At 67.6% G+C, this 25,509-nt stretch carries 1 protein-coding gene (only partly in view); it reads right to left on the reverse strand.

Annotation, left to right across the window (positions count from 1 at the left end; translation table 11 throughout):
- Window positions 1–25,458: the 5' portion of a LuxR C-terminal-related transcriptional regulator gene (locus tag ACGF7Y_RS18290; protein WP_393235101.1), read on the reverse strand. Its footprint begins 12,177 nt before the window's first position; 25,458 of the gene's 37,635 nt are visible here — the first part of the coding sequence; the start codon lies at window positions 25,456–25,458; its stop codon lies beyond the left edge, outside the window.
- Window positions 25,459–25,509: the final 51 nt, after the last annotated feature.

The following is a 25,509-nucleotide window of genomic DNA, read 5'->3' on the forward strand; positions in this document are numbered from 1 at the left end:
TCGGCGTAGCGCCTGCTGCTGTGTCGAGGTGAGCGCGCGCATGTGTTGCCGCACCTGTACGGAATCCGCCGCGGCCAACACCGTGGCCAGCGGATCCGAAGCGCGCAATCGTGCACCGCGGACCACGAACTCCTGAATGCGGTGCCAGATCTCGGCGATCTCACGGTGCTGGGACATGAGGTTTCTGGCGTTGAGGACAACCCATTCCTCGACGTCGCGCTGCCCGATGCGGCCGAACTGCCCCACCGCATGTGCACACGCCTCGTCGAAGACTTCCCGAGCTACTCTCGGCATTTGCAGGTTCGCCTGAATCCAGGGAAATACGTTGTGCGCGAGATTGTCCCGCACCAGGGCGACGGCCTGTTCGGTATGACGCTGCGCGAGAAGCTGTTCCAGCTGCCGTCGGAGCTGTTCCGATGGCACATGGCCGGGCCGCCCCGGCGCGCCGCCGTCCGCACTCGGCTGCTGTTCCGGATCCCCCGGCGTATCCGGGTTGGACCGATGTGTGCCGGGTCGGAGGGTGCCGTCGCCGAGGTCGATCGCCCCAGAATCGGGTCCCTCCTCTGATTCGTCGGGGTCGAGGTCGATGGCGACGGGGTCGGGGCCGGGAGTGGTGTCGCGAACATCGCGCTGGGTGGTGCCGGCCTCGGTCGATTGCCGAGCGGCGCCGTGGTCGTCGTGATCTTCGAGGCCGCGAGTATCCGCAACTTCCATCATTTCGATAACCCACCGCCCCTTCTGCCTGGTCTGGTGCAGGACCTGGAAGTGGGAGCCGGGGGCGAACATCACTTCGGCTTCGCCCGAGTTCCTCGAGATCTTCGAGATGTCGCGACCGGTGAACGAGTGGATGACGAACTTCACGTTTCCGCCGAGGGCGTCGGGTCTCTTGCTGGCACTGACGAACGCGGGCTCCGTGATGACCTTCCCGCGCCGGTACTTCGCCAAGAGCCGGACGAGGGCTCCGGGCGACACGTTGATTTGCCGTTCTACCAGCCCGTTCTGGAGAGGAAGTGTGTGCAGCGCGGCAGTGATGCCTTGGATCAGGTGGTAATACTCGTTGATACGGGCAGGGTCGCCGGACCGGAGGGCGGCGTTCATCTCCCAGTAGTAGAGATTGCCGGTGTATGTGCGGATCGCGACGTATCCGGGAAGCAACTGCTCGTCCAGACCTGGGTGGTTCCATTTCACCATCTCCACGTGGTCGTAGTAGTCGTCGCCGATTGCGTCGTACACGTTCCGGAACGCGGCGAGTGGACTCCAGGGCTGCCGAGGTGGCCGAGAATCCAGACGATCGAAGAGAGCGGGAAGTTCCGCGGCGAGTGCGGAATGGACTTCACCCCGGGCCGCCAGCGCCTCCAGCTCGTCGCGGGTGAGCCATGCGGCATGTTCGGTCTCGACGCCATCGCTGACGACGTCGAACCGTTCGGGTGTATCGGCGAGCAAGATGGTGTAGGTCCAGTTCTTGGGCCTTCCCCGGGCCGCGCGGACAACCGAGGTATCGATCAGTCGCAGGTTCTGCGCGTCGGTTTCGCGCACGCGGAGTTCTTCGAAGAGTTCACGGGTGGCACCCTGGGCGGGAGTTTCCTTGGAATCCAACGCGCCGCCTGGAAGCTGCCAGTTTCCCTGGGAATATCCCGCCGCCGACTTCGTGACCAAGTACCTGGCGGTCTCGGTGCTGTCGACGTGCCTGATCAATACGCCCGCCGCTCCGAACTTTCCCCAGACCCCGCGGGCGACTTCCCCATCACCCGAAACCCCGCGGTCGGTGGCGAGCCGGAACGGGTGTTCGAGGTTGTAGGTGGTTTCTATCCAATCCAACAAGCGTGGCGGCACCGGTTCACCGTTGCCGTCGAGGAAGAGCGCCCGGGCGGGTGGACCCTGAGCGTCCGCGCGGAACGGAGTCACGGCGTCGCTCGCGCCAGGGTCGATCCGTACGACCTCGTTGCCATAGCAATGCAGGACGAACGGCCGCGCATGCTCGCCTCCGCTGTCGACGACCACCGATGCGTCATCCCCGAGTTGCCTGAGTATGGCGTCGATGCGGCGCGGGGTGGACGGTTCTGTGAACCTGCCTCCCGACCTGGCTTCGATGTCCGCCACGGTCATCTCGGTCGAGGCGCTCGACCGATCGGGGTTCGATATCACCTCCGCTCGATACAGATCGTTGATGATGCGGGCAGCCGATGCGCGGCCGTCATAGGGGATGGACCGAGCCGTGCTGCCGGCGAGTACGCCCGCGCTGTCGCCGCTCTCCGCCAGGATTCTCGTTACCCGAGCTGTCTCTCTCTGGGCGCTTCCGCCATGGAGCGCCGCGTGGACCTGGGCGTGCAGCAGGTCGGTCGCGGCGCCGTCCAAGCGGCGGAACTGGTCTTCGGCGACCATGTGTCTCTCGATGTCGCCGATCAGTTCTTTGCCGCGGGGGCCGGTGCGCAGGGCGTAGGTGTCGTCGAACGGATGGGTGGCCGCGATCTCACGCAGCAATGCACTGTCACTCCTCCCGGGTGTCAGTTTCAGCAGATGGGCTGCGAGATCACGTTTTTCGCGCAGCCTGACGATCTCTGCTTCCGCGAGTCGTCTGGTATGCGCCAAGCCCGTTTCCCCCGTCGGCGTCGTCTCGTCCGGATCACCGAGGTCGATCGCTACGGGGTCGATGCCCCCGGGGCGGCGCGCTGATTTGTCGTTCTGCGGTGTCTGATCGGTGGTCTCGGTCGGCGGGACCGGATTGCGCGAGGCGGCCGCGGCGGTGCTGTCGGCGTGGCGGGCGCGGATTGCTGCTTCCAGCTCGTTGCGCCCCTCGATGCCGAATTTGGCGTAGATCGATGCGACGTACTTCTGCACCGCCCACGGCGTTACTTCCAACTCCGTCGTGACTTCTTTGTAGTCCTTGCCTTCCACGAGTCGCGTGAACACCCGGAGCTCTTCCCGGGTCGACCCGACTCGGGCCAGTTCGAGCGACCCGGCCACGTTCTGGTAGGCGATGCGCACGTTTTCAGGTATTTCTTGCTCGACGATGTGTCCCATCGCCGGTGTCTCGATGAGTCCCCGCACCTCGGTCGAGATCGCGGACACGAGTTCCGGTCTGGTCATGTGCGGCAGGCCGTAGCGGAGAAAATTGGCCAACGTTACGGGCGCGGTGACTATGCCGATGTGCTCGGTTTCTCTGGGCCTCGAAGCATCCGGGAACTCATCCATCAGCTCCTGGATCTTCTTCACGAACGTCGCGTGCACTCTTCGCGCATGTGATGGGTTGCAGAAGAGCAGGATCGAGGTGGTTTCATATCCGTGCTCCCACAGCAGTGGCACGGACTTCAGGGCATTCCCCCTGGTGTTCTGGGCATGCGGTTCCTCGATACTTCTCGTCGCGTCCAGACCCAGCTGTTCTGCGACCACTCGAAAGATTTTTGCCTCGGAGCCGATCCCGAGTTCTTCGGCGATGTGCTCGATCCGTTCATCCTCGGCAGTCTCGGCTTCGGTCCTTTTCCCGCGCCAACCGGAGAACACAACCGGACAATTGCCGAGATCGTGCTCGCTGAGGAAGTTCGCGGCAACAGCCGCGGTGCCGATGTCCGGGCTACCGAGGACGATTACCGCGTCGTAGGGACGATCCGGCTGAAATTCCCACTTCGGGTCGAGGCGCAGGTAGTCCCAGATTTCCGTCAGGTCCGACACCATTCGTTCGGTGTCGATTCCCAGGTGCCGCAGCTCCTGGATCCATTCGTCGAACGAATCGGCGGTCGCGGTTGTCGGGGGTGCCTGCGGACCTGACCGAGCGTGTGGCACGACCTCTTTCCGGGCGCTGCCTGCGTTCCGCGCGGCCTGCCACGGTGTCCGTGAAGGCTGCCGTTCTGTATTACTCGCCTCGGCACGGGGCGAGCGGTCGGGTCGCTGCCCTGGGCCGAACTGTTCGATGATCGTGCGGTACATCGACTCCGAGTCGTCGCCCATCCGCACGCCCGCCATCTCGAAGCCCCGCACGATTTCGTACACCGTGTGCTGGTGGGGAAGCATGAAGGCGATCAACGCCGCGATGAAATCGTGCTGGGAGACGCCGGGCGGGCGCAGCCAGTCGAAGCGGGTGAGCATCCGGGTGGCGGTGCCGGAAATGCCTGCGTTCGACGGAATTTCTTGTTCGGCCAGCCTGCGGATGTCGTCGTTGCCGGTGTCGGGGTCGACGTAGACGTAACCCGGTCGCCACGGGAGCTGAATGACCCGTTCGGAGTGGTCGAGGGCGAAGGCTTCCTCGGGACCGACAGTGCCCTCATCGTGGTAGACGTTGATCGATGCGATGCGGCAACCCTCGTCGTCGACGATTCGATGTCCGCGCGGGTCGAGCATGTAGGTGGGCGCGACATAGGCGACAGAGTCGTCGTGTTCTCGCAGCTGGGCTTCCAATCGGGAGATATCGACGCGCCCGTCGTCGAGACGGGGAATCGCCACGCTGCCCCCGAGGTCGAATTTGCTGATCCGCAGCACTCTCCGCTCCGGCAGTGCGGCGAATTCGCGCAGCGACAGCGGCATGCCCAGCGCGGCGGCATCCCGGGAAGTGGGAATGAGATGTGGGGCGTCCGAAGTTCGTTCGGGGAATGCCGCCTTCCGCCGCTCGTACTCCGCGTAGGCCCGATCGGCCGCGTCGTCGTGCCTCCGGACGTACTCGACCGGGTTGAGGTCTTTCCAGGTGACCGGTTCTCCGGGCTGCTTGTCCCCGAGAACGGCCGCGCGAACCGCCTCCAGCGCGTCGAAGTCCAGCCCCAGTTCGCGAGCTTTGCTCCGTCGCCACTCCTGCGTCTGATTCATGTACCGGGCGATGCCCTGGTCCAACGTCAGACCCACCGCTGCTTCTCCGAGCTCGGCATTGCGGATCATGGCGTTGAGCATGGCCGACATCAGTTCGCGCAGGTTTCCGTCGCGCTTCAGCTCGTCCATCGGCACCGACGGCAGCACCATGCCGCCCCACCGCGGCCTCGCGGACGCGTCGAAAACCGCTCGGATCCGCTCGTCTGCCTCCGTCGCGGGCAGATCCTCGAGCACGTCCTGGAACAGGCCCTTGATCACCGTCTCCAGCCGGTCCAGCACCGCCACCGCCGCAGCCTTGACCTCCGGCCGACCGTAGAGGTACCGGGCCAGCTCCGCCTCCTGGACTCGACGCAGCAGAGGACCGGGCCGTGAAACGCTCACATCGAGCGCCGCGGTTCCCGGCGGTGTCTCGCTCTGCGCGGGTCGAGCCCACGGGGTGGCGCCGGGCGTCGCGGTGCCCCGCGCTGATTGCTCCGCCGGTGTGTCGGGTTCGTCGGGGTCGCCGAGATCGATGGCGACGGTGTCCGGTCTGCGGGGTGCGCTCGGCGTGGTGTCTTCGCTGGCAGGTTCGTCGAAGGCTCCCAGCCGCACGGCTTTCATCAGTATCGGCGTTCGCTTCGTCTCGCCGAGTACGTCGCCGATCCGGGCTCGGCGGCGCTTGACGGTGAGCGTGGCCACACCCAGCACCTCGGCGATGGCCTGATCCGTGAGGCCGTCGGCCATCAACTGGAGGAGTTGTCGTTGCTCGCGGGACAGTTGGACGGTACCGGCCGGTGGTCGGTCCCCGTCGTGGATGAATCCCTGCCGCTTGGCCGCCAGGACCGTCCGGATGGGGCCGGCGGTACCGAACTTCTTGGCCGCATTCCTCTGATAGTTCGTGACCGCCTTCGTGTCGACATGCAGCCGTCGCCCGATCTCCGCATGGGTCAAACCCTGGTAGATCAGGTTGAGCACCTCGAGTTCCCTGCTGGTGAGCCAGGGCGAGGACGTTGTCGCGGTGCGGCTGTCGGGTCGGTCGATCCGAGGTGCGCTGCTCGCGGCCCGAACCGGTAGCTGGGCAGAGAAGTTCGCCGCGGCCGCCACCGCTGTGGCCAATTGGCGAGCTGCGACCCACAGCGCATCACGATCGGATTCGGTGCCGTAGGGCGCGGCAGGTGATGTGCCCGGACCCGTGGGCCAGAAGGCGCGGATCAAACGGTCACGCCGGCGGCTCGGCAATCCCTCCAGGATACGCCGCACATCCGTGGTTCGGGCTTCGGCCAGCAGCCGGACCAGGGGATCGGTTTGTTCGAGTTGTGCGCATTCGGAAACGAACTCCCGGATGCTCTGCCAGGGGCCCGCGATACGGCGATGGTTCCAGATGACTTCTCGCGCAATGTTGTTCAACCACAGCTCGATATTTCGGTTACCGAGCTGCCCGAGGCGTGCGATCGCCGTCGCGCATACCTCGTCGGCGATGTGGTGCGCTGCCCGTCGCCCGAAAACATCTGCGAGGCGCGGTATCTCGGGCGCGAACCGTTGCCGGAGCAGGGCGGTCGCGAGCTCCGGTCGTCCGCTCGCGACATGCTGCTCGAGGACCTGCCGCAGCCGCGGGGCGCTGTCCCACGGGGTGCCGACTCTGCCGGCGGTGTTCGCCTCGTTGGTCGTGCCGTGCTGTGGGCCCGGCTGTGCCCCGGTGCGATCCGGCGAGTTCCGCGGCGGGGTCGTTTCGGGTTGTCGAGACCCGACCGGCGTGGGATCGGCTTCGTCTGGATCGAGGTCGATCGCGACGGGGTCGGCGCCGCGATCGGTCGGGGTCGCGGGCACGTCGTGGTCCGTTGTCGTATCCGCGGGGGTGTCGATGTTCGCGGCCGACAGGAATCCCGCCGCGGCGGTCACGTCGTCGGCTGTACCCGCTTCGATGCCTGCCCGTACCAGTGCGCGGGTGACGGCTCCGAGATCGCCCGGGGCCTCGGCGAGCGACCGCAGGACGATGGCCGCGACGGGTTCGGGGTCGTCGGGGCTGATCGGTTCCCACACACCGTCCGTCAACGCCAGGACGACACCGTCGCCCCGTATGTCTCGGGCCTTCTCACGCGGTTTCAGCCCGTTCAGAGAACGGCCCAGGTTGTGGGTGAGACCCGGGCCGCCGATCGGCGAATGTTCGGCTTCTTCACGAGTGGTGTCCTCGAAGACGTCCAGCACATCCTGGACCTTCGAGTCGTCCCTGGTCAGCTGTATCGGCGGGCCGCCGTCCAGCGGAATCCAGTACGCGCGGCTGTCGCCCACCCAGTCGACGGTGAGCCGTCCCGACTCCAGCAGCGCGACCACGATCGTGGTGGCGGGCGGGTTGTCTGCGGGAGACTCCGGGGGCAAGGCGAGTACCGCCTCCTGGGCGGCGGCCACGGCACCCTCGACTACGGCCACCGGATCGATCCGGCCGTCGCGGTCGGCCCGCCGCAGCGCCGCCACCACGAAATCGTGGGCGGCTGCCCTGGCGGCCGCGGAGGCGCGGTGACCGCCCTTCGGCCGGGAGAGACCGTCGTTCACGATCAGTGCGGTGGCCTCTTCGCCACCGACACTGACTCGGATCAGGGCGAAGGCGTCCTCGTTGTGCGCGTGCCGCCCCCGATCGCTCGCTGCCGCAACCGAACCCAGATCCTCCACCGTCAGGTTCTGTTCGACATAGCGCCGTGGTGCGGTTTCATCGAAGCCGCGGGGTTCCTCTACATGGTGTCCCCGTGGGTGTTCCGATCCGGGCTGCGCCGCGCGGTCCTCGGGAGTTCGATCGGACGACGCCGACTCGCCGGAACCGGGCTTGGTGAGATCGTGTTGCCGGGGTTGGGTCTGTGCGATGAAGTCGGGTTGTCCGTCCGCGCCGGGCCAGACGACGGGTGCGCCGGGTTGCGCCGCCGGGGGAGTGGCCGTCGCTCGATGCCGCGGTTCGCCCAGCATCTCCGCGATATTGCGGACCGCGCGGTCGGCCATGCCGTAGTTCTCGGCGGCTTGCGCGCGTCGTCGTTCTCGATCGGTCGCACCGGCCAGGGCGGTGGCCGCGGTGTCGCGAAGCTTGGTCGCCGCCAACAGCTCTGAGATCGCGCGGAAGTGGTCGAGCAGGAACGAGAGGCGCTCCCGGCCTATCCGTGTCGTATCCCATTGCTCCGCGAAGGACAGCAGCTCCTCCAGCCACTGCGACATATCTCGCAGCGCGTTATAGCGCTCCGTGGCCTCGTCGAGCCGTCGGTGGTCGGTGGTAATCACCGCATCGACCGCCGCCCCCGCGGCCACCATCTCCCCGAAGATCGTTTCGGCCACGTCGCGCAGCCGTTCGGTCTCTCCTGGCCGGAGGTGGTCGGCGGGCCGGGTCACGATCGGCGTTTCTGTTCGGGGGCGGGCCTGTGCCCAGACCTCCGCGACGGCGGCGAGGGCCGACCCGAGCCGGATCTCCGCGGCGTCCTGCCGGGCCCGCAGGACGGCCGGCGTCCCTTCCCGCAGCCCCTGCTCGTAGGCGGCGTTCGCCTCGGCGGCTTCGTCCGCGCCGGCCAACCATGCCGACATCTGGTGCGCGAACTGCTCCAGCAACCGCAGCCGATCCGCTGGGACCTGCGCCTCCGGCCGGCGCCGCGCGGCCACCAGTTCATCGATCAGAGCGGGTGCGCGATTCAGCACGGGATCGTTCGAAGTCTCCGCTGTGCCTGCCAGTCTCGCGGCGACCGCGGCACGCAGCGTCCGCAGCTGTTCGGTGGCACGGGATTCCGCGTTGTCGGTCTGCCGGTCTGCCGGTGGATCTTCGTCGGGGTCGAGGTCGATAGCGACGGGGTCGGGTCCGCGGGAGGTGGTCGGCCTGGCGCCTTCCGGCTGATCCGTCCGGCGAGCGGCATTGGCTTTGTGTTCTCGGTATTGACCGCGGACCCGCTCGGCGTCGTCGAGGAGACCGGACTTCTCGCGATACTCCTCGACCAGCGGGAGTGCGCGGGCCTGGCGGGGGTTCAGCTTGTCTTCTCGCTCGAGTTGCAGCAGGGCCCCGAGCAACCTGTCCACCGCTGCTGCGCTCGACAGATCCGCGCGCCCGTTGCTGAGCTCGAGGAGTCGCCGCCTCAGTGCGTCGACTTCCTGCCGCAGCGTTTTCAGTCTTCCCGGATCCGCGAGCAGTTCCCGGGTTGTGGGCAGCGGGGCGGGGTCGTGCTCGTTCGGGTCGGTCGGTGCCCGGTGGGTAGAAGCCGGCGATTCGGGCGTTTCCGGTTCGTCGGGGAGGGCGAGCGCGACCGGGTCGATTCGGTCGCCGGGTGTGGGTGGGCGCCGGCCGTCGGTATCCGTGCGTGGGGTCGACCGGTTCTGCGTCCCATCGTTCGGGTGGGTGGGATCGGGATCCGAGCTGGTGGTCGAAGGGGCCTGGCCGCGTCCGGTCAGGTCGCCTGCACTGAGGTCGATGCCGATCGATGCGGGGGTGTCCGGATCGGATGCGGGTGTGTTCGGTGGTTGATCGGTGGCGGTGCCGGGTGCCCTGGGCGGCATCGGCACTTCGAACCAGATGGTTTTGCCGCCGGCGCGTTCCAGGATCACGCCCCAGGCCGAGGCCATTGCTTCGAGCATGCCGAGGAAGAAACCGTGGGTGTCGGCGACGATCCCGGTGTCGGCCCATTCGGCGGCTTGGTCATCGGTGAAAGCGGCGGCGCTGACGGTGCCCTGGGTGGTCGCCTCTTGTCGTGCGGGTAGGCCACGGCTGGCATCGGTGATCCCGATGCGAATTGTGCTTCCGTCGAGCCGGATTCGAACCCGGGCGTCGCCTTGGTCGGCGTAGCGGTAGACGTTCTGGACGAGGTCGGATACGAGGACGATCAGGTCGTAGGGATCAGGGTGGCCGGCCTGTCGCAAGCGCTGCCGTACTGCTCGCCGCGCGAGGCCCGGGCCTCGTTGCAAGGAGTCCTGCGGTATGGGCAGGTCGAGGATGAGTTCGTGGGGTGGTTGCGAGGGGTCGCTGGTGTCGGCGGTTTCGAAGAGCTTGAACCAGACCTGTTTTCCGCTGTTGCGGGGGAGCACCCATCCCCAGGTTTCGGTGTGCGCGTCGAGGAGGTCGACGGCGCGCCATCCGGGGCGGTCGCCGCTCTCGCGCGCCGGCAGGGTACGGCTGTCGTCGCTGACGTGGATCTCGATCCACCGTTGACCTGGTTGTCCGTGGATGGCAACGGAGATCGCGGGTGTCCCGCCGCCGTCGGCGCGGGCTTGCGACGCGAGTTCCCAAGCGATGGCGGCGGCCCGGTCGGTGTGTTCGGCGATGGGCCAGTCGGCCAGCGCCCGGTGCAGCGGTTCGACGGCCGCGGCGACGTCTTGCAGACTCAGGCATCGGGTGGCGGTGTCGACCAGGTGACGGAGTTCGGCGGGGGCGTCCGGGCGGCGCGTGAGTGCGCGGAGGTGGTGCAGCGGGTCACTGCTGATGCGGTCGGTCCATCCTGTACCGGGCTGGGGCAGGCCGAGGATGTCGGCGAGTTCGTGGTCGAATCGTTCTGCCCGGTTTCGCCATTCGGCGCGCTGCTCGGGAGTGGTTGTGTCGCGGGCGAGCTCCTGAGCCTTGGCCTCATGGGCGAGGCGGTCGACCACCCAGCCGGGAAGACGGGTGAGGTCGGCTCGGGTGGCGGCGTCGCGGCGCTCGGCATCGGTCATGGAGCGCAGCTCGACATCGATCTGGTCGAGGACCTGCTTGACCGCGCCAGGCAGACTGTTCCGCAGGGCCGCGGCGACATCTGCGGGGTTATGCGTCGCGGCCGCCGCTTCTTCGTCGATCCCGCTCGCCGAATCCCGGCTCGACCGATGCGTGGAGGATTCGGTGCTGCCGTGCCCGCCTGCCCGGGATTCCGCCGATTCCGGGTCGAGGGCGTCGGAATCGCCGAGGTCGATCGCGACAGGGTCGGGACCGGACACACTACCGGTGGTGGGCGCGGATAGATCCAGGCGGGACAGAAGCTTGTCGAGCAGGTCGATTTCGGCTTCGCTGATGCCTGAGGCGGCGGCCTTTCGTTCCTCCTCGGCCTCACGACGACCGCGCTCGAAGGCGGTTTCGCCGGGTGGTGCCTGGGCGACTGCGCTGCGTCCAGCCATATGCCGCTCACGCCCGAATGGCAGTGCGCCACTCGAGTGTGCGTCACTCAGCGGTGCGGAGACGGGTATTCCGGCCAGGTGCATTCCGAGTTGCCGGACGGTGTTCATCACGAACGACTTGGCCGTCGCCTCATCCCGATAGCCGAGCCCGGACACCATGGTTTCGACGGACAGCCTGCGCGTGAAGACAGCGCGGATGATCTTCCGTTGCCGGTCCGTGAGCGTGCCGAGTGCTTCCTCCAGTTGGTCGGGGGTAGCTTCGGCGAGCACCTGTGCAAGTTGGATGTCCAACGTGTGTTGCTCGACGACGAGAATCGAAGTCAGACGTCGAACTGCGGCGACGGCCGGACGGACGGCCGAATCGCGCGGAATTGGTTGTCTCGAGCGGAGTTCCGCCAGAATTTCCCGCTCGGCGGAGGATAGCTGGCGACTGGCTTGCGCGATCTGTTCGGCGGTGGCCTCGGCCAGCACCGCGGCAGAACCCAGCTCGCCGGTCCTTGCCGCCAAGGCATGCGCCAGTGCGGAGCGGTAGGCGTTGAATCGGGCGGCAGCGTCGTCGCGGGGCCGGTCACGCCCGGGAGTGGCCGGGCTGTCGGCATATACATCGATCCCTCTGCGCCGGGCCACCTCCAGCATTTCCGCCCAGTGAGGGGTCTCCAACTTCACTGCGATCGAACGGACGGCTGCGCCGACCTGGCGATCCGAAAGTGCCAGCATGGTGGCGATGTCGCGGTGGGAACGACCTTTGGCAACGAGGGCGAGCACGGCGATCTCGTGTTCGGTCATGCCGGGATGCGTTGTATCAGAGGTGGTGTGATCGGTTGCGGTCGCCGGTTCGGGTTCCTCCTCACCGGTCCGCGAGGCTCCGGAGACGGTGTGCGGCGAGGCGTCCAGCAGCGGTGGCGAGACTTCCTCCGCACGCGTTATTTTTGCGATCCGCAGCACGCTGTTCTTTTCCTGCCGCGACAACGAACCTATGTCCCGGCCGTGATGCAGACCGTCCGCCAGCTCGAGAAACACCCATCGCGTCGTGACACCGATCTGGTCGAGGTAATCCCGGAGTTCGGTGACGGTCAACTCGGCGAGGCGGCTGTACCTGGGGTCTGATTCGGTGATGCCATCGGAACGCAGCACTGCCAGCATCTTCGCGCGGAGAGGGCGGAACCATTTTTGCTCCAGTAGTTCTCGCGCAACTTCGCGCAACCGTCGAGCGACGTCGCCGTCCGATCTCGAGTCCGAGAGCCGGAATACATCGTCATTGATCTCCAATGCCAGCTGCACGGCGCGCGCAAGCCGTTCGCTTCGCCGCCCGCCCCTCGCTGATACCCCGAGCAGCGATAGCACGTGTCCGAACGTGTCGAGCCCGTACTGTTCCCTCAGTTCCGCCGGGTTTGCGGGAGGGGCGGGAGCCGCTTCGACCGTGTCTGCGCCGGGCAGGATGCCGGCACGGATAGCCACTGCCACCGTCTGCGGCCGGTTGCGGGTGCCGAGTTTCTCGCGAATACGGGCGAGCGCCTTGTCGACCGCGCTCGGCGAAATCTGGAGGTCCTCCGCGATATCGGCGTTCGTATCGCCGTTCGCGATCCGCGCGAGCAGATCGATATCGGCGGCGGTCGATTCGGGAACTTCCACAGCGGTTCGGGTGGTCCCAGGCAGGAGTCCGGTGCGGATGGCGACGGCTATCATCGCCGCCCGGTTGTGCACGCGGAGTTTTCGGCAGACACGCATCAGGTACTCGTCCACGGTGAGCGAGGACATGCCCAGCGCCTGCGCGATGTCTTTGCTGGTCTCACCGTTCGCGATCCGCGTGACCACGTTGGTTTCGTAATCGGCCAGCCATATTCGGCCGGTGCCCGGGACGGCGTCGGCAGGGTCGGCGAGCGGGAGGTCGCCGGTTCTCACGGCGGCAGCCACGATTTCCGGACGGTTGCGCGCGCCCAGCTTGCGGCCGACTCGACTCACCAACCGGTCCACGCTTCTCGGAGAGATCTCCAGGTCTTGAGCGACGTCGTCGCTGGTGTCTCCGTTCGCGATCCGTCCTAGTACATGGATTTCGCGACTGGTCAGTGGGAGATCTTCGCGACCACGTGTCTCGCCGTCGGCGCGGGGACCGCCGGGGAGGATGCCTGTGCTCAGTGCGATGTACACCGCTTCCGCCCGGGTACGGGCACCGAGTTTTTGGCGAACCTGGGTCGCGTAGATGCTCACGGTCCCCGGGGACAACCCCAGCTCCTCCGCGATCTCAGGGCTGGTCATTCCCGCGGCCATCAACTCGAGCACCGTGAACTGACGGTTGGTGAGCCCACTATCCGTCTGCTGTGACGTGTCGGTCGCGTGCGTTTCGGCGTCTGTTATAACCTGCTCGCCGGCGTCGACCAATCTGTTGAGCGCACCTCTTTGCACCAAATTGATCGCTGCACCACGCCGCATTGCGTCCACCGCCTCGGTGACGTGTTTGCGCTGCGTGGCATTCAGTTCGAACCAGCCGTCTACCAGACCTCTCACGATGCTGTGCAGCCATTCGCTGGGATCCGTGCCCGCGTCGGCACGCCATCGGTGCGCCTCCGCGATCCGAAATGCCATGCGGTTGAGCTCCTGTGCCACCTGCAGGAGCGGCCGCAAGTCGCGGCCGACCGGCGAAGCCGGAACCCCGAACCGGGCAAGCACTTCCCGGAGTGAGGCCCGGCCGTATCGCTCGCGCAGCTCGTTGAACGCCGTCGTATCCCCCTGCCGCGCGCGCTGCACAGCGGTGTCCGGCTCGTCGGAATCGCCGAGATCGATCGCGACAGGATCGATGCGGGTGCCGGATGTCGCCTCACGATCGCTGGTCGGCTGCTGTTCACTGGCCGCTTGTGATCGCTCTGCCTGTTGTGCCGCCCGCACGGTACGACGCAGGCCGTCGGTATGCAGCTTGATTTCCGCGCGCGCGATGTACCCGTTCACCGTGTTGCGGGACAATCCCAGCCTGGTCGCGATCTGTCCGGAAGTCAGGCCCTCGGCGAGTAGCGCGAGTACTTCCCTTTCCCTGCCGGTGAGTGCGGTGGGGTGCCGCTCCGCGAGGGCGGAACGGAACGCCTGAACGGTGTCCGCGGGGACCGTGCCCGTGATGGGGGTATACGGCAAGTCCGCCACCACCAGTCGCAGAGTCCGGACCTGCTGAGGTGACAGACCGGTCTGCTTTGGGGACGACGGCACGGCGCCGTCGGGCAAACCGCTCGATCGTGCGTCCGTGGGCATGCGGACGGGCCCCTCGAATCCCACCCGCTCGGCCAGTCGGACGAGCAGCCGGTTCGACTGGTCCGGCGTCATCCCGAGCAGGGCGGCGAGGGAATCTTCGGCGATGCCGTCGGCGATCAATCGCAGAACGTGGAATTCGCCCTCCGACAGTGTGATCGCGTCGACCGTCCCCATCGGGCCGTCCGGGTGATACCAGAACCCGATCTCGTCGGCCGCACTGCGCACCAGCCGCATGTCATCGGGCGTGCCCGAACCTTTCACCACATCACGGACCGTGGCCTTGGCCGTGCCCGCTGCTTCGGCCAACGTCTCGCGAGATGGCTGCGGCTTGATCCGCGCCGGAACGAACTCGTCACCGACCCAACGTGCCGGGCGAACGCGACGCGTCACGAAGTTCGGATCGGTGAGGGCCGCGATGTCCGCGCGGTCCGGCGGTACACCCAACCGGTGAGCCGCAGCCAGGACGCGTTGCGTAGTCTCGCCGTGCCACGGCTTTTTCGCGCCGAACCGTCCGTTGAACACACTGCTGACATACGACTCGCCCACACCCGCCAGCCGGGCGATATCGGCCCGCGTGGCTTTCTGCGCGGCTTCGATCCGGCGCAGGGAGAGGTAGCGCTCCGCCAGACGGCGCGTCTGTGGCGCAACGTTCTCGTCGGCGGCCAGCACTTCGGCGTGCGTGCGGGTCAGTTCGTCGTCGGCGACGCCCACCTGCTGCGCCAGTTGGTCGCGCAGCGTGTGGATCTGGACCGTGTCCAGCGGGACTGCCGCCGGCGGTTCGAGAGTGGCGCACAGGAAGGCCTCACTCGCGGCGACGAGGTGTTCCAGCTCCGGCGAGTCCGTCAGGCTCGTGATCCAGTACAGCTCGGCCAGCACCTCGCCCGTGGTCATCGGCTGGGGTGGGCTCAGGTCTTGCGACCCCAGCAGTGCCCGCAATTCTTGGTCGAGGGCCCGGCGCCGGTTGTCGAAACCGTTCTGGTCCAACGGATCGGCCTCAGGATCGGCCGCATCCCGGAGACCGAATTCTTCGCCGTCGCGCCGCTCCAGCTCGGCGAGCGCCCCCTCGTGAGTGGCCGCTTCCTGATCCGCGTGCAGTTCGAGCTGGGACCGGATCCATCGACTCAGCGCCTGAGCGTCGACGGTCACGGCGGCGGGCATGGCCTGTGTCTGTTCCGCGACGAGGGCGAGGGCCTGACGTACAGCTCCCCGCGTCACCGCACCGGGTGGCAGCCCGAGGTGCTCGGCCAGCGCGATCTGGGCCGGGTCCGAGGCCGCTTCGGCGGGCTTGGCCGATTGTGCCTCGCCGGATCCGTCGATGTCGGCGGGGATGGGCGAGGCCTCGTGGGAGCCGGGTGTCGACTCGTCTCGGTCGTCGTCGGTATCCGTCGCCGTTGCCCGCCGCAGCGCGTCCGTGACGCTCGCTTGCAACTCCGGGTCCGGGGCGTCGGCGGGATCGTCGACGGCGATACCGCTGTGCCGTGCCCAGGCGACCAGCCCGGCGGTGTCGTCGATACCGAGTTTGGTGCGTAGGCCGCGCCGGATGTACTTCACCAACGGCACCGAGATGCTCAGCTCTGCCGCGATAGCCGGGTTCGTGAACCGCTGGGCCACCAGGCGCAGGACCCTGGTTTCCTGCGGTGTCAGACCGACGTCGGCCGTTGGTTCGGGTATCGATTCCGGGTGGTCGGCCGACCATGCCCGCTGCGCCGCCATCAGGAGCACGGCCCGGTCAGGGGTTCCGAGCTTCACCGCGATGCTGTCGAGTTCGTTGATCACGGTGGCGTGCGATCCGCCCAACGTGCGAGCGATCGCTTTGAGTGACAGGCCTTGTGCGGCCAGCCGCAGCACATCGGGTTCACGCCCGGTCAGTTCGGACGGGTGGGTGGCGATCCGAGATCGGAAGGCGCGCACCGTGGCCCAGGACACCGCTGCCGGATCACCGCTCGCGCCCGGCAGCGACTCGGCGAGTGTCGCGAGTCGCTCGCGCTGCGATGCCGGTTCCTGCCGCTGCGCCGATACCCGAATCGTGCCGCGCGTACCGATCTTGTCGGCCAGCTGTGCCAGTACGGGATCCAACCCACCGTTCGGCAAGCCGAGCGCTGTCGCGAGGGTTTCGTGTGGCACGCCCCTCGTAACCAGGTGCAGGAGCAGCGCCTCGGATTCGGTCAGCTCGACAGTCCGTGCCGTCGCGGCCGACGACGCCAGGCTGCGCGCCCGGGTCGCCAGTTCCTCGTGATCCGAGGTGCCCAGCTTGGCATGTAGCTGGATCCGATAGCCCCGCGCCGTCGATGCCGTAACTCCCAGCCGGTCACCTATCGCCTGATCCGTGAGACCGGCCGCGACCAGGTCGAGAACCTCGCGTTCGCGGGGAGACAGATCGGCGTGCTTCCGCGTCGCCGCGGAGTGGGGATCGCCAGGCTGGAACGCCCCCTGCCGCTGTGCCGCCAGCAGACCGGGCAGCCTGCCCTCGACACCCAAACGGCCGGGCAACGCGGCCATGAACGTCCGCACTCGATACCGCGTCGCCCCCAGCTCGGCGGCGATGTCACGGTTGTCCAGGCCGTTCGCCGCCAGCTGGAGGATGGCGACCTCGTCCGGAGCGAATTCGACGTCGATGTGCGGGCCGGATGGTTCGTCCAGCCATCCCTCCCGATCTGCCGCGAGGACCGCGGGAATCAGACTCGGGCAGCGGAGTTTGGCACACGCATGCCGGGCGTAACTCTGGACGGTTTTGGGCGAGATCCCCATCTGAGGGCCGATTTCGGGGTACGACAGGCCGCGCGCGCTCAGGCGCAACACCTCGAGCTCCCGGGGGGTCAGCCCGCCTCTGTCGGGGATCGGAGTGTCGGATTCGGTCCGATCTGATTCCGGAACCACCCGTGCGGGAGATTCCCCGGATGCCCGGATGCGAGCGACTGTCGAGGCGAATCTGTGAATCGGCGCCCACAGCAGAGGGTCCATGTCCTCGCCGGGAGCCGGTAGCACCGCTGCGGCCGTCCGGTCCGACCGGCCCGGCCAGAACTGGCGGAGTACCCGCTGCTGGTTCGGGTCGAGCCCGGCCTCGCGCAGAGCGCGCCGCAGATCCTCGGGGTCGGCATCGGCCAGGGCGCGGGCTACCGCATCGCTCCGTTCGATCGACGGTCCGGCGAGGTAGATCGCCAAGATCTGCCGCCGGAAGCTGTCGAAAGCAGCACGTCTCGACGCCTGGACCGAGCGAGGCGAGTCCGGGACGGGTTGCGTCGGGTCCGGCTGCGCATCGTCGGGGTCGCCGAGGTGGATCGGGGCCGGGACAGCTGCCCGCGCGTGGGACCGACTATGCTGCTGCCAGAACTCCGGTGGGAACGCCGACCCGCCGTCAGGTTGTCCGGGCGCCGCCGTACGTGGTGAATTAGATTGCGGCGCTTGCGGTGTTGGCGTCGGGGCGGTGCGATCCGAGGTCGATGCGACCGTGGCGCGGTGCTCCGCCTGGAGCCGGGCCAACTCGTCGAGCACGAAACCGGTGTCGGGGTTCAAGTACGCGATTTGCTGTTCGGCGTAGTTGGCGCGGGCGGTGGGGGACATAGCGCGCCATCGCGCGGCCAGGGATGCGGACGGGCCGTGCGAGGCGATGCTCGTGCCGAACTCGGACGCAGCCGGGACCGGACCGCGATAGTCCGCCTGCACCAGGGCATTGCGCTGTTCGGCCTCCCGCAGCACCTGGAAATACGGAATGTCTCGAAGCAGGGCTTGCAGGACGTAGGCGGGATGTGTGCGATCGGCCGGTGCGGTCCTGCCGAACGCATTGTTCGCCTCGGCCAGTGCTTCTGCCGGATTGAATACCGCGAGGTCACCCATTTTGGGCTCGTAAGTGCCCATTTCCGTTCCGTGCGACTCTTCGCCCGCAAGTTTTCGGTTGTATTCCTCTGCCTCCTTCAGCTTCTTCCTGCTGCTGCTGTAGGAATCGAGCTGCCCCAGCCAGTCGTCGAAATCGAGGTCCGGTGGCAGCATGCCGGCCTTTTTGAACTCGGCGAAATGCGTGTACAGGAATCCGAATGCTCGTGCCTCTTTGGAGTCTTGGTAGTCCTTCCCCTGGACGGCTCCGTCTCGTAGATGGGCAATCGGCTTTTCGTCGTAGAGCCCCTTCCGCGCGGCGCCATCCTGCAGATGGCCCATCTCGTGACTGACGGCGTCGTACGCGGGATCGCCGGTCGGGGCCATCAGGTGGCCTGACCGCACCGCCTTCCGCATGGCTTTCCGGAATTTCTCCTGGTCACCGAAGAGGTTCTCGTTCAGGACCATGAAGGTCGGGGCGTCCTTTCCGATGCCTTCGGGAGTCCAGATACAGGCACCGGTATTGCCGACCATGGGGGCGACCAGTACGACGTCGAGCTTGATCTCCCGCCCTGCCGCGAAACCGTCGACTATCGCGTTCCTGATCGACAGAGCCGTGTCGACGGAGATCCCCGGCTTGTCCAGTCCGAGCACCTCGATGTCGAACGTCTCGAACAACTGCCGGGCGATGGCCTGCTTGGTTTTTCGATCGGCCTCGCCCGTCCTCGCGGAGTTCGCGCGGTCGCGGTTCTCGGCCGGGGGTTTCCGTTGCCGGACCGTCGAATCGGCCGCCCCTCCTGCGATTTCCTGCGCGACCCACCCGAACAGGGCGACCTGAGCGTCGGTGAGGTCGTTGCTGCGGGATCGGGAATCGAGCGCTTCATTGACGAGTCGACGTACCGCGGGATTCAGTCGATTAAGGCTGTCGAGCCACGTGTCTTGCGCTTCGCCGAGCAGCCAGTCGCCGATGTCGACGCCCGGCGGGACTTGCCAGCCACCGGTTTCGGCGGCGCCGAGCGTGGCCCGGGCGACGGCGTGCGCTAGGAGCTGGATCCGCGTGGGTGGGGTGCCGTGCTCCGCATCCCCGCTGAGTACGGCACACATGGCCTGGGCGGTGGCGGGGCCGAAATGGCGGTCCAAGGCCTGCGCGGCGGCCCGGTCGCCCTGCTGCGCCCGCTGCAGTGTCTCGGTGCGGTCGCCGGCGGGCAGCTGGTCGAACGAGACGGTGGTACCCGCGGCGGCCGCGAGGACGGGCTGGGCGGTCGGCACCTGCGCGACCAACTGGGCGACGGCCGCGGTGTGCGCGTCTTCGAGCCGGCGTCCTTGCTGCAGCAGCGTCCCGGCGTCGGCGACGAGTTGGCGCTGCGCCGGATCGAGTTGATTCAGGCTGGTGTGCAGCAGATTTCGTGCGGTCTCGCGCACGTGGTCGGCGGCGTCGGCGCCGATGGGGAGCCCTTGCGACGCGACCTGATCGAACGCCGCGTCGCGAACGGCCTGCGCGACCGGCAGCAATGGTGCGGCCGCCTGTCCACCGGGTGCGTCCAGCACCCGAAGGAGGTGGCGGAGGGTGCCGTCGCCGTGCTCGTCACGCAGGTCGGGTGCGGCCGGTGGGTTACCGGAAGCCAGATTGGACGCCGCCCCGGCGGCGAGGCCTGCGGCGGTCGGGACGGGGGTGCCGTTGTGGGTGGCGGCAGGGGCGTGCGGGGTCGCATGTGGGCCGGTCGCGTGCGGAGCCGCGGTCCCTGCGGATCGGGGAGGGGGTTGCTGGGGTTGCTGGGTCGCGGTGCCATGTGCGTCCGCGGGTGGGGCGTTGGCTTGGTTGGCGCTCGCGTACTTGGAGGCGAGCTGATTCTGCTCGACGGCGTCCTTCATCGCCGGGACGGCATGCTTCCACAGGTCGGACTCGGAGTTCCGCAGCGCCGTTTCGGCCTTGTCGAGTTCGCTGCGGGTGGCCTCGGTGCCGAGGGCTTCGTGCTGTTCCTGGGCGGCCCGGTGGGCCTTGACGGCTTCCGTGTACTGGACGATCTGCTGCGTGACGCCGTGGTCGGTGACCCGGCCCAGAAAGTCCTCGGGGGAGACGTAGTGCACCGCCGAACCCGGGGTGCCACCGTGCTCCCGGTCGTCGCCGGATCCACCACGGGCGCCACGACCATCGACCTGGTCGTTCACCCGCTCGGAGTACGACGGCCCGCCGCTGACCTTGACGTCGACACCGCCGAGATCGATCACCTCCTGCGACGGTGTGGGGTCGGCGCCGCGGCCTCCGTCCTTGTTGGTGATATAGATGGTGCCCTTGTCCCCGAATTCCTCGATCTTCTGCCTGACCAGGGCCTCGGCGTCGGCATTGCTACCGCCGTGCTCGGCGTAGAATTCCGCATCGACCACCTCGAACTTCAGCTCGAATCCCTCGCCGTGTTCGTCCTTCGCCGCTGCGCGGAGCAGGTCGATCAGTCCGATCCGCCCGGCATCCGGGTCGCCCCGGATTTCGCCGTTGTCCATGCACACGACCCACTGCGCACGGCCCGTCTGCTCCCCGTCGACCACATGTGCATCCCGCACGATGTCACGGGCCAGCTGCGTGAGTTTCGCATGCGTGTTCTCGTAGAATTTCGGCGGTTCCACGACCCGTTGCGATGTATAGAAGGTCGGCAGCTCCGGCACCGGCCCCACACCGTACAGGTCGTAGGTGATGCCCTCGACGCCCTTCATGGTCCCTGACAAACCAGACGGCTCGAACAGCAATTTGCTGCCGATCAACTGCTGATCCGACATGCGCAGCGAATGTTCCTGATTCGCCCGGACCGGCAGCCCTTCCTTGAGGTCGACGAACTGGCCGACGTCCTGCCAGCGCACCTCGGTCGACTTCGTCCTGTCCCACATCGCCTTGTCGTTGGTTTCGTGAGCGAGGATGCCGATCTTCGCGCCCTCGCCGTCGTCCGCCCTGGTGATGTAGTGCGTGCCCTTCTCCAGCCCCCAGCGGGCGTTGGCGGCATGGGCGTAGAGCTTCAGCTCCGAGACGGTGACCGGTCCACCCGCCACCTTCTCCAGCTTGGCGACCGCCGCCAGGGTTGTTTCTGCGGCCCACATTCCGCGGGTGTTCTCCGGCCTCTTGAAATCCGCTGCCGTCAAACCGTGTTCGCGCTCCGCGGTCGTCAGCCGATCCCAGATCCCTTGCAGTTCGGCGACCACCTCGGGTGTGGCCTCCTTCGCCGCCCCGGGGGAAAGTACGCATTCGGAATTGCCGTCGAAGATGGTGTCGAATTCGTCGACGGTGAGTTTGCCCGCCGGGAACGGGTCGTACCGGAGGTCCAGGCCGTGGTCGGATGCCGCGGTATCCAGCCTTTCCTTGATCAGATCGATCGACGGTTTCGTGTTGAGGAAGTCCCGCAGTGCCGTCACCTCCTGGTGCGACATGCCACCGGCCGTGAGCTCGTTCATCATCGAATCCGCGACCTTCAACGCGCGGAACAGGTAGTCCTCCTTCGTACCAACGACGATCCGGTTACGGCCGGGTACCGGATCCGGCAGCGGACCGTCCTGATCCATCCGCACCACATCGATCCCGGTATCCGACTCCGGCCGCACCACGAATGCCTGCAACTCACCGGCCAGCTCACCGGCGAGCAGATCACTACTGGTCCACGCATGTGCGGTGCCGTGATCGATGGCGTCGGACACCTTCTTCATCACCATGACGATCGTCTTGCCCTCACCGGTCTTCATATCGACCGGACCGTGCTCGAGCAGCAGGAACGCCGCGGCCTGCGTCTCCCGCACCAGCCGATGCCGGTCGTCACCCCGGCGAATCCATTCCGTCATCGCCGCGACGCGCTCCTCCCTGGATCCCCGCGCCATCGTGTCGGCCAGCGACTCCGGTGACGCGTTCGCCAACGGGCTCGTACCGTCGGCCGTGCTGCCCGGCTTCCGCAACTCCCCGATCGCGCGACCGGCATCCAGGGCCGTGCGTACCCGCTCCTGGGCAACCACCTCGAACACGGCGTCGCGATCGGTGAGCACCCCGGCCTCGTAGTCGTTCATCAGCGAAACGCCCGCGTTGTCCGAGATTTCGACCAGGTCGCGGGCTCTGGCCTGGGCTGCGGCGTCATGCTGGGCTACCGCAGCCTCGTACGCGTCCCGGCACTCGGCTACCTTCGCCTGAGCCTGCCGGAGCTGTTCCTGAGCGGCCCGCGCGGCTTCGACGGCCACCCGATCCTCCGCCGTGCCCCGCCCGAACAGATCGCGCATCTTGTCGCCGAAGCCGACGCGGGTGGCCCGCTCATGCTCCTGGGCCACCCGCACGGCCTTCTCCTGCCGCTGCAGCTCGGCATGGGTGGCCCGTTCGCGCTCGGCCGACGCTTCGACACGCTGCCGGTGGTGTTCGCGCACCAGCTCGTTCTGCTGCCGCTCGGCCGCATTACGCTGCTCTACTTCGGCTCTCGCCCTCGCACGCGCGGCCGCGGCGGGGTCTTCATCGCGAGCGGTGAGCTGTCCATCCGAATCATTCTGTGCGCGCCCGTGTTCGGACTCGGCAGGTGGCGCGGCCGCGTCGTCGGGGGGATCGGATTTCGTCTTCGCTTGCCGCTCACTCGCATCATCGTCGCCCGCACGACCGCCGGGGACATCGTCTCCGCTGGTATCGGACTCACCGGGCTTCGGTTGCGATGGTCCCGCCTCGTCGACTACCTCGGGATGACTCTTGGCCTGTTGCCCATTCGCGCCTTCGTCGGCCGGGAGTGCGTACTCCGGTGCATTCGCCTCATCCGGATGCGTGGCTCGCGCGGTCTCGTCGCCTGTGGTGCCGTCAGCCGTGCGACCGTGCTCCGACTCCGGTTCGGCGGCCGCGGGCGGTGTGCTCCGGTTGTCATTGTCGGTGGCGTGGGCGGTCGCCGAACCGGACGGGGCATGGCCGTCCTCGGCCGGCCCGCGCGCTCCTTCGACCGGTTCGACGGCCGGAGGGCGCTCCGCTGCGGCATTCTTCGGGGCCGACACACGCGGCGGCCGATTGCCTCCGGCAGCAGCGGGCGAACCACCGGCAGCGGGTGTGCCGGGCTGGAGGCCTGCGGCCGGTCGTGCCGGGCCGCCCGACGGCTGCCCGGTCTGCCGCTGCTGCCCGGCCGCGTCCACGAGCCTGTCCGCGCCAGGGGAGCGCGGACCGGCATCACCGCGTTGTGGAGCGGGTGACGGGTCGGCGGTGATCGTCATGCTCGGGGATACGTCGTGGTCCGATGACAGGCCGTCGGCCGAATCCCTGTGCGCCGCCGCCGGTACCAGCTCGGACACGGCAGGCTCGGGATCGGTGACCACGTCGGTAACCCGTTGTTCCCCTTGACCCTCGGTCGCCGACGCGGTCGGGCTCTGTTGCGCCGATGCGTCGTGCGGGTCGGCCGTGACCACTCGCGGACCGGATTCCTCCGCCGACACGGTCGTGCTCTGTTGCGCCGATGCGTCGTGCGGGTCGGCCGTGACTGGTCGCGGACCGGATTCCTCGCCCGCTGCGACACCTCGTTGCCGAACCGATGACGACGGCCCCGCCGCCGGATCGTCGCCTCGGGCATCCGCCACGGCGCGGCCTCGCCCGGCCGCCCCCTCGCCCGCCGTGTCCCGGCCGCCGGGATGCGGTCGGGCCGTGGCGGTGGCGTTGTCCGGCACCGCGGCGTGCTCCGGCGTGGAATGAGGTGCGACCGAGGGGTTTTCGGCACCGACCCGGTTGCCGCGAGCCGATCCGGGAGCGACATCTGCCGGTCGAGCACTGCCTTCGCCGGTATCCGTGGGGTGCGGCCGCACCGAGTGGTCGGGCCCGGCCGCAGGGTGATCATGTTCGGTGGTCTGCCGTGCTGTGCCCGCGTTCTCGGCGGTGCTGTTATCCGAGTCGTGCGGTGCTGGAGGCAGTTCCCCGTCGAGAGGAGCTTCAGCGGTGCCGACGGTTTCGGCATCCGGTCGTGCGTCAGGAGTGTTCCGTGACCCGGGCGCCTCCGCCGATGTCGGATCCGTCCCGATGCTCGGCACGCCGACCGGGTTGACGGTAGACGGGATGGCGGCTGCGGGGAAGGTGACGGTCTTGACGGGATTGACGTTGTCGATCAGGGCGCCGGGCATGCCTGCGGGTGGTTCCCAGTCCATGCTGTTGTTCGGCACGGAGAACGGCTGCTCCGGAGGCGGCTTGTACTCTTTCGGCGGCGACACAACAAGTGGTTGATCGCCTCCGTCAGCCTTCGGCATTGTCCCTGCGGGGGCTGCTTGGGTTGCAGGGGCTGCGGGGGCCGGATCCGCTGGTGTGGCAACGGCGTGGGAGGGGAGCTTGGCCGACTTGACCGCGTTGAGGTTGTCGGGCAACGCATTCGACAGATTCGCGGGCTGCCAGTCGGCATTGTTCAATGGGAGCGTGGGACGGGCTGCGTCGTCCGCGGTGACGCCGGCTCGGTGCAGCAGCGCCACAAGATTGTCGATCTGTTGTTGCTGATGGGTGGGCGAGGGGTTGTTCGGATCGAAGTCAGCGGTGACGATGCCATGCGAGCGCAGTGCGTCGACGAGCGAACCAGGCGACGGTTCGGCCGTGGTGACATCCGGTGCGGCAGCGGGGGCGGCAGTCGTGTCGGGAAGTGGTGCCCGGCCGCGCATCCCCTGTGCCGCGAAGGCTGCCGCGCCGATGAACCCGCTACCCATACCGGGGATCAGGCCCTCGGTGAAGGCCTTGCGGCTGAACGGCTGGTCCGACAGCGCAAGCGAGACGGCGGTGCCGCCGAGAGCGCCGACGGCTCCGGCTCCGGCGCCGACCATGGTGGTGCCGGCGAGCTGCAGGGCCACCCGTCCCGCGGTGCTGCTGGCGTTCGCGCCGATGGTGGCGACCTTCGGCCCCGCCCAGAGTCCGAACAGCATGCCGAAAAGGCCACCGACAGCGCCGGCGGCCGTTGCCACGCCGACCGACGTCCAATCCATCTGTTCGCGGTCGCCCTTGGCGACCTGAATCGCCTGAGCGCCGGCTTGGGTGCCGCCGCCCAGTGCTACCCCGATCACGACTCCGTTGCGCAGCAGCACCATCGATCCGCGTTCCGCGGCCAGTTCCGCACCGCGTCCGGAAAGGAATGCCACGAATCTCATCCACGCGCGCTGCGCCGCGGTTCGGGTCGCCATCTGTGCTATGGCGGCCTGGATCGGACCACCGAACGCGAACATCAATGCGCACCGAGCCAGCTGGATGGCCAGGATCACGGCCATGCTGATGATGACCATCTTCTGCAGCTCGGTGGCGTTGGCGCTCTCGTAGAGCTGCCTGGCGAGGCTGTCGCAATTGGTGGCCTGCTGTCGGAAGCGATCGGCCGTGCGCCGGTGCTTGTCGGCGATCGCGGCGACGGTGTCGCCGTGTGAGCCCTCGGGCGGCTTTGCCTTGGCTTCGTGATACTCAGCCTGCGCACGACACCATTCGGCCTTATCCGACCAGGCATCGGCGGCGCGTCGTTCCGCGTCCTCGTCGCCCAGCGGGAAGTGCCCGGCGACACACATCACTACGGCCGGGGGGAGCCAGTCCGGCAAACGTAGCGTCATGTGCGCTCGCGTTCGTCGACGCGTATCCGGCAAGCGGCTTCGTGAACGCTA

Origin of the sequence: Nocardia sp. NPDC047654 (genome assembly GCF_043205035.1) — a bacterium.
In the GTDB taxonomy this organism is placed as follows: Bacteria; Actinomycetota; Actinomycetes; order Mycobacteriales; family Mycobacteriaceae; genus Nocardia.